This window comes from Blautia intestinihominis, assembly GCF_040096655.1.
Taxonomy (GTDB): domain Bacteria; phylum Bacillota; class Clostridia; order Lachnospirales; family Lachnospiraceae; genus Blautia_A; species Blautia_A intestinihominis.
Window position 1 is genome coordinate 1 of sequence record NZ_JBBMEI010000223.1, and the last position, 524, is coordinate 524.

2 tRNA genes and 1 rRNA gene are annotated in these 524 nt (G+C 44.8%); all 3 read right to left on the bottom strand.

Going from position 1 to position 524, the window contains the following annotated elements:
* Window positions 1–168 precede the first annotated feature (168 nt).
* Window positions 169–242: transfer RNA gene (locus tag WMO75_RS19815), tRNA-Ile, on the bottom strand.
* Window positions 243–267: 25 nt separating this feature from the next.
* Window positions 268–340 (bottom strand) — tRNA-Ala (locus tag WMO75_RS19820).
* 5 nt (window positions 341–345) lie between these two features.
* Window positions 346–463: ribosomal RNA gene (gene rrf, locus WMO75_RS19825) — 5S ribosomal RNA — on the bottom strand.
* Window positions 464–524 lie beyond the last annotated feature (61 nt).

Below are 524 nucleotides of genomic sequence, written 5' to 3' on the forward strand. Positions count from 1 at the left end.
CCTATCTTACGTTTGTATATCAAGGATATTTGATTAGTTTAATCAAATTTACATGTATGCAGTTTTCAAGGTACGATTTAGGCTTACTCACTTAACCTCACGGCTAAATTCACATAAGCCAGTGGGCTTAAGTCGACCTTTCCTCTAGAAAAATCACTTATACCCTAGTGGGCTTAAGTGGACTCGAACCACCGACCTCACGCTTATCAGGCGTGCGCTCTAACCAGCTGAGCTATAAGCCCATCTTTGAAATCTTACGATTTCAAGTGGAGATGAAGAGATTCGAACTCTCGACCCCCTGCTTGCAAGGCAGGTGCTCTCCCAACTGAGCTACATCCCCATTTGATCTGGCGTCCACCTGCTCTTCCACATCGTCTCCAATGCAGTACCATCGGCCGCTTGCGTCTTAACCGTCGTGTTCGGGATGGGAACGGGTGTTTCCCACAAGCGCATCGACACCAGAAATATGGTTATTAAGTTGTGTACTTGATAACTCAACAGTAAAACACATTTGATTTTCTACT